This window comes from Oryzihumus sp., from assembly GCF_054325275.1.
The window spans coordinates 1-6149 of sequence record NZ_JBTCWL010000117.1; the positions used below are offsets into that span (position 1 = coordinate 1).

The 6149-nt window shown below is 73.0% G+C and carries 6 protein-coding genes; 3 read left to right on the forward strand and 3 right to left on the reverse strand.

Going from position 1 to position 6149, the window contains the following annotated elements:
• Nucleotides 1-1165, reverse strand: a 1165-nt coding sequence (locus ACXVGS_RS18555) for an acyl-CoA carboxylase subunit beta (protein ID WP_458537344.1), incomplete at its 3' end; no start/stop codon positions are given.
• Nucleotides 1166-1194: 29 nt separating this feature from the next.
• A complete protein-coding gene (locus ACXVGS_RS18560) occupies nt 1195-2370 on the reverse strand; it encodes an acyl-CoA dehydrogenase family protein (protein ID WP_458537345.1) in 1176 nt (391 codons plus the stop codon).
• Nucleotides 2371-2454: 84 nt separating this feature from the next.
• On the opposite strand from ACXVGS_RS18560, the gene ACXVGS_RS18565 reads away from it, so the two are divergent.
• Both ACXVGS_RS18565 and ACXVGS_RS18570 read left to right on the forward strand, forming a co-directional pair.
• The gene (locus tag ACXVGS_RS18565) at nt 2455-2844 is read left to right on the forward strand and encodes a MerR family transcriptional regulator (RefSeq protein WP_458530466.1); all 390 of its coding nucleotides are present in this window, start codon (nt 2455-2457) and stop codon (nt 2842-2844) included.
• A gap of 119 nt (nt 2845-2963) precedes the next feature.
• The gene (locus tag ACXVGS_RS18570) at nt 2964-4982 is read left to right on the forward strand and encodes an acyltransferase family protein (protein ID WP_458530465.1); all 2019 of its coding nucleotides are present in this window, start codon (nt 2964-2966) and stop codon (nt 4980-4982) included.
• A gap of 99 nt (nt 4983-5081) precedes the next feature.
• On the opposite strand, the gene ACXVGS_RS18575 is transcribed toward ACXVGS_RS18570, so the two are convergent.
• The gene (locus ACXVGS_RS18575; RefSeq protein WP_458532447.1) at nt 5082-5927 is read right to left on the reverse strand and encodes an aldo/keto reductase; all 846 of its coding nucleotides are present in this window, start codon (nt 5925-5927) and stop codon (nt 5082-5084) included.
• Nucleotides 5928-5984: 57 nt separating this feature from the next.
• Here ACXVGS_RS18575 and ACXVGS_RS18580 point away from each other — a divergent pair.
• Nucleotides 5985-6149 (forward strand): biotin carboxylase N-terminal domain-containing protein (locus ACXVGS_RS18580; RefSeq protein ID WP_458537346.1); only part of this gene is annotated, 165 nt, incomplete at its 3' end.

Here is a 6149-nt window from a genome sequence, read left to right on the forward strand (position 1 = left end):
TGCCACCGCGCTCGACCTCGGAGCCGATCATGAAGCCGGGCACGTCGGCGAGGTAGACCAGCGGGATGTTGAAGGCGTCGCACAGCCAGATGAAGCGCGCGGCCTTGTCGGCGCTGTCGGAGAACAGCACGCCACCCTTGACCGCCGAGTTGTTGGCGACGACGCCGACCGTCTCGCCGGCCATCCGGCCGAAGCCGGTGACCAGCTCCGCGGCGAACAGCGGCTTGACCTCGAAGAAGGAGTCCTCGTCGACCAGGCCGTCGATGACCTCGTGGATGTCGAAGGGCTGGCTCTCCTTCTCGGGCACCGTGCTGCGGGTCAGCGGCCGCGACGGCTCCTCCGGCACGTAGGACGGGGCCTCGCTGCGCCAGGAGGAGGGCAGGTAGGAGAAGTACAGCTTGGCCAGCTCGATGGCGTCGGTGTCGTCGGAAGCCAGGAGGTCACCACAGCCGGAGACGGTGCAGTGCATCCGCGCCCCGCCCATCTCCTCCAGCGACACCTTCTCGCCGACGACCATCTCGGCCATGCGGGGGCTGCCGAGGTACATCGAGGCGTTGCCGTCGACCATGATCACGATGTCGGTGAACGCCGGGATGTAGGCACCACCGGCGGCCGAGGGCCCGAACAGGCAGCAGATCTGGGGCACCTTGCCCGACAGCGCGACCTGGTTGTGGAAGATGCGCCCGGCACCGCGGCGGCCGGGGAACAGCTCGACCTGGTCGGTGATCCGCGCGCCGGCGGAGTCGACGAACCAGAAGATCGGCAGCTCCTCGCGCAGCGCCATCTCGGTGGCGCGCACGATCTTCTCCACCGTGCGCGCACCCCACGAGCCGGCCTTGACCGTCGGGTCGTTGGCCACGACGATCGCCGGCCGGCCGTCGACGGTGCCCCGGCCGGTGACCACGCCGTCGGCGGGCAGGCCCGGGGCCATCGCGTTGGCGTAGCGCCCGTCCTCGACGAACGAGCCCTCGTCGAACAGCAGCGCGATGCGCTCGCGGACGTAGAGCTTGTTCTGCGAGGCCAGCTTGGCCGCCGCCTTCTCCGGCGGCAGCGCCGAGGCGTCGTAAGCCGCCGACAGGCGCGAGCGCACGTTCGCCACGCGCGGGTCTCCCCCGTCCGTGGGACCGGCGAAGGGGCGCTTGGGCTGGGAGCTCGTGCTCGTCATACCGACATCTTCCTTCAACGACAACGGGTTCAGGCGTTGGGCAGGCCGAGGCCGCGGGCGATGACCATGCGCTGGACCTCGCTGGTGCCCTCGCCGATCTCCAGGATCTTGGCGTCGCGGTAGAAGCGGGCGACCGGGAACTCCTCCATGAAGCCGTTGCCGCCGAAGACCTGGGTGGCGATGCGGGTCGCGGAGACGGCAGCCTCGGTGGAGTAGAGCTTCGCGATCGCGGCGGCCTGCTTGACCTCGCCGACCGAGCGGCGGCCGTGGTGCAGCTCGTCTTTGAGCCAGGCGGCCTTGTAGGTCAGCGTGCGGGCGGCCTCGACCATGACGGCGAGGTCGGCGACCTGGAACGAGACGCCCTGGTTGACGCCGATCGGGCGGCCGAACGCCATGCGGGTCTTCGAGTAGGACGTCGCGGCCTCCAGGCAGGCCTGGGCCAGGCCGACGGCGAGCGCGGAGATGGCGATGCGGCCATCATCGAGGGTCTTGAGGAACTGCTTGAAGCCCGAGCCCTGCTCGCCGAGCAGGTTGCCGGCCGGGACACGGCAGCCGTCGAAGGACAGGCCGTGGGTGTCGGAGGCGTGCCAGCCGAGCTTGTCGTAGGCCGGCTCGACGGTGAAGCCGGGCGTGCCCGAGGGCACCATGATCGCGCTGATCTGCGCCGAGCCGTCGGGGTTCTCCCCGGTGCGGGCGGTGACCGTGACGACCGAGGTGATGTCGGTGCCGGAGTTGGTGATGAACGCCTTGGCGCCGCTGATGACCCACTCCTCGCCGTCGAGGCGGGCCTTGGTGCGGGTGGCCCCGGCGTCGGAGCCGGCCTCGGGCTCGGTCAGGCCGAACGCCGCGAGCGCACGGCCGGCGACCAGGTCGGGCAGCCAGCGCTCCTTCTGCTCCTGCGAGCCGTAGGTCAGGATCGGGTTGATGCCCAGGCCGACACCGGCGGACAGGGTGATGCCGATCGACTGGTCGACGCGGCCGAGCTCCTCGATCGCCACGCACAGAGACGTGAAGTCGGCGTCGGCGCCGCCGAACTCCTCCGGCGCGACCAGGCCGAACAGGCCCAGCTCGCCCATCTTGGGCACCAGCTCGCTCGGGAAGTAGTGGTCGCGGTCCCACTGCGCGATGTGCGGGGCCACCTCGGCCTCGGCGAACTCGCGCACGACGGCGCGGAAGTCCTCATGGTCCTTGCTGAGCTCGAACATCGCAGGTGGTGCCCTTCGGTCGCGCCGGCAGGTGTGTCCCGCGGCTGCTTGACGTTGACGTCAACGTAAAGCACGATCAGGCGCATGACAAGGCCCGCGTCCCCCACCTGGTCGATCGCCCAGATCGCCGAGGAGTTCGGCGTCACCCACCGCGCGGTGCGCCACTACGAGGAGCTCGGCCTGATCTCCCCAGAGCGCCGCGGCACCGCGCGCGTCTACCACCGGCGCGACCGCACCCGGCTCAACCTCATCCTGCGCGGCAAGCGGCTCGGCTTCCCCCTGGAGGAGATCCGCAAGATCGTCGACATGTATGACGAGCAGCCCGGCGAGGCCGGCCAGCTCACCTACCTGCTCGACCAGATCGACGACCGGCGGCTGGAGCTCGAGCGCCGTCGCAAGGACATCGAGGACTCCCTGACCGAGCTCGACGACCTCGAGCGCCGCTGCCGCGAGGACCTGCGCCGGCTGGGGTGAGTTCGGCCACGCTCCCCGCCTGAAGGGGTGTCCGGCGCGCGCGGGGACGGGGCACCATCGGGGAACCGGCTGCCTCGGGGGGTGGCGGCTCGTCCCGCCCCCGCCCGCGAGGAGCCCCCATGAGCACCCGTCGCCCAGCGCTGGACGGGGTGCGCGCGCTCGCGGTCCTCGCCGTGGTCGTCTACCACCTCGGCGGCGGGGCCGGGTCCGCCCTGCCGGGCGGGTTCCTCGGTGTCGACGCCTTCTTCGTCCTCTCCGGCTACCTCATCACCTCCCTGCTGCTCGCCGAGCACCAGTGCACCGGCCGGGTCGACCTCGCGGCCTTCTGGGTGCGCCGGGTGCGCCGCCTCTTCCCGGCCCTGGCCGTGGTGCTGCTGGCCTGCGCCGGGTGGGTCTGGTGGCACGGCCCCGTCGAGCAGTGGTCCGCCCGCCGGGGCGACCTGCTCGCCACGCTGGCCTATGCGGCCAACTGGCACTTCGCCGGCAGCGGCGAGGACTACTTCGCCGCCTACACCGGGGCCTCCCCGCTGCGGCACACGTGGTCGCTGGCCGTGGAGGAGCAGTTCTACCTGCTCTGGCCCGCACTGGTCTGGGCCGTGCTGTCCCTGGCGCTGCGCCGGCGCGCACGGCGCGGCGGGCCCGCCGCGGTCCGGCAGCGCGAGCTGGTGCTGGGCACAGTGGCGCTCACCGCGCTGGTCGCCTCGAGCCTGGCCATGGGGCTGGAGCACGCCCTGCTGTCCCCCTCGCGCGCCTACTACGGCACCGAGGGCCGCGTGCAGGAGCTCGCCGTCGGGGTGCTGCTCGCCGTGGCGGTGCGCCGCTGGCGCGCGCGCCCCGGCGGGCACGGTCGTGCGGCGGCCGTGGCCGGGGCGGGGGCCGGACTGGCCGCGCTGCTGGCCGGCTTCGCCCTGCTGCCGGACTCCTCCACGCTGTACTACCGCGGCGGGGCGCTGCTGGTCTGCCTCGCCGTCGCCGCCGTGATCGGCGGGGTCGAGCTCGCGCCCGGCTCGCGGCTGGCCACGACCCTGTCCTGGCGCCCCTTGGTAGCGGTCGGGACCCTGTCCTACGGCATCTACCTCTGGCACTGGCCGGTCGTGGTCGCACTGCCCGTGGAGGGCCCGCACGACGCGACCTGGTGGGCCCGGCAGGCCCTGCGCGTGGCGCTCACCGGGGCCCTCGCCGTGGCGTCCTGGCGCCTGGTCGAGCGCCCCGTCCAGCAAGGCCGTATGCCGTGGGCACGCCGGTCCGCCTCCCGGGTCACCGCGCTCGCGGCGCTCACCTCCGCGCTCGTGGCCGGGGTGGCGGTCACCGCCACGGCCCTGCCGCCGCCGCTGGACCACCAGCTGGCCCAGCGCAGCGACTCCCCCTGCCCCGCCGAGGCCTCGGACCCGCTGGCCTCCTGCGTCAAGGTGGACGGCGGCTCGCGCTCGGTCGTGCTCTTCGGCGACTCCACCGCGCGAGCCCTGGACCCGGGGCTGCAGCCGTGGGCCCGCCAGCACGACGCCCGCTACGTGCAGGCCGCATGGGTGCGCTGCACCCCCACCGGGCTGCTCGTGGTGCCCGACGGCTCACCCGGCCCGGACGCTCCGGCGCAGGCCTGCCACGAGCGCGCCCGGCAGCAGCAGCTCGCGGTGCTCGACGCCGAGCGCGCCGCCGGGCGCCACCCCCTGGTCCTGGTGGCCGAGTACTGGTCCCACCACCAGGGGCTGGTTGTCGGCGGGCAACGCATCGACCCTGGCACCGCCTCACACGACGCGACCCTGCGCGCGGCATACCGGCGGCTGGTGCGGGAGGTGGCCGCGCGCGGCGGCCGGGTGGCCTTCGTGACGCTGCCGCCGCCCGGGCCCTCGCTGGGGACCGTCATCGCGCCGGACCGGCCGGCCGGGTCGGCCGAGCCGCTGGCGCTGGGCGGGGAGTTCGTGGACGGCTACAACCGGGTGCTGCGGCAGGTGGCCGCCAGCAGCCACGGTCGGGCCGTGGTCGTGGACGTGGACGACCTCGTCTGCCCCGGCGGGCAGTGCCAGGCCCTCCAGGACGGCACGGTCGTGCGCTCGGACGGGGTCCACTGGACGGTGGCGTACGCGCAGCGGCTCGCGCCTGTGGTGCTGGCGCGGGCGGACGCGGCGCTCGCCGGCTGAGGCCGCCCGGCTCGGCCCGCCCGGCTGGAGACGCCCGGCCGGGGACGCACGAGGGGGACCGCGCCGGGCGCGGTCCCCCTCGTGGATGCGGGTGTCTGCTCAGGCGCCGACGTTGAACTCGTCGGGGTCGGGGCCGATGCGCCCGGCCCGGTCCAGCCCGGCGATCGCGGCCAGGTCGTCGGCGTCGAGGTCGAAGCCGAAGACGTCGAAGTTCTCGCTGATCCGCGACGGGGTCACCGACTTGGGGATGACGACGTTGCCGACCTGCAGGTGCCAGCGCAGGATCACCTGGGCGGGCGTGCGGGCGTGCTTGCGCGCGATACCGGTGATGGTGTCGTCCTGGAGGAGGTCACCACCCTGGGCGAGCGGGCTCCAGGCCTCCGTGACGATGCCGTGCTCGGCGTGGAAGCGGCGCAGCTCCTCCTGCTGCAGGCGCGGGTGCAGCTCGACCTGGTTGATCGCGGGCGCCTCGCCCGTCTCGTCGATGAGCCGCTGCAGGTGGGCCGGCTGGAAGTTGCACACGCCCGCCGCGCGGATGCGGCCGTCGGCGCGCAGCTGCAGCAGCGCCTTCCACGTGTCGACGTAGGCGTCCTTGGCCGGCGTCGGCCAGTGGATGAGGTAGAGGTCGACGTAGTCCACGCCCAGGCGCTTGGCCGAGGCGTCGAACGCGCGCAGGGTCTGGTCGTAGCCCTGGTCGTCGTTCCACACCTTGGTGGTCAGGAAGATCTCGTCCCGGGAGACGTCGGTGGCGGCCAGCGCCCGGCCGACGCCAGCCTCGTTGTCGTAGATGCGGGCGGTGTCGATGCTGCGGTAGCCGACCTCGAGCGCGGTCGTCACTGCGGCGGTCGCGCCGTCATCCGGGACCTGCCAGACGCCGAAGCCGAGCTGGGGGATGTCGATCGTGCTGTTACCGGCGGTCAGGGTCACGTTCGGTACAGAAGTCATGTGTCGACCCTAACTCCCCTCCCGACGGCCCTCGCGGGAGGCGCTAGGCTCCCGCGCATGGCGCCCATCAGCAAAGTCTTGATCGCAAACCGCGGCGAGATCGCCGTCCGCATCGCGCGCGCGTGCAAGGACAGCGGCATCGGATCTGTTGCGGTCTATGCCGATCCCGACCGCGACGCACTGCACGTCAAGGTGGCCGACGAGGCCTACGCCCTCGGCGGG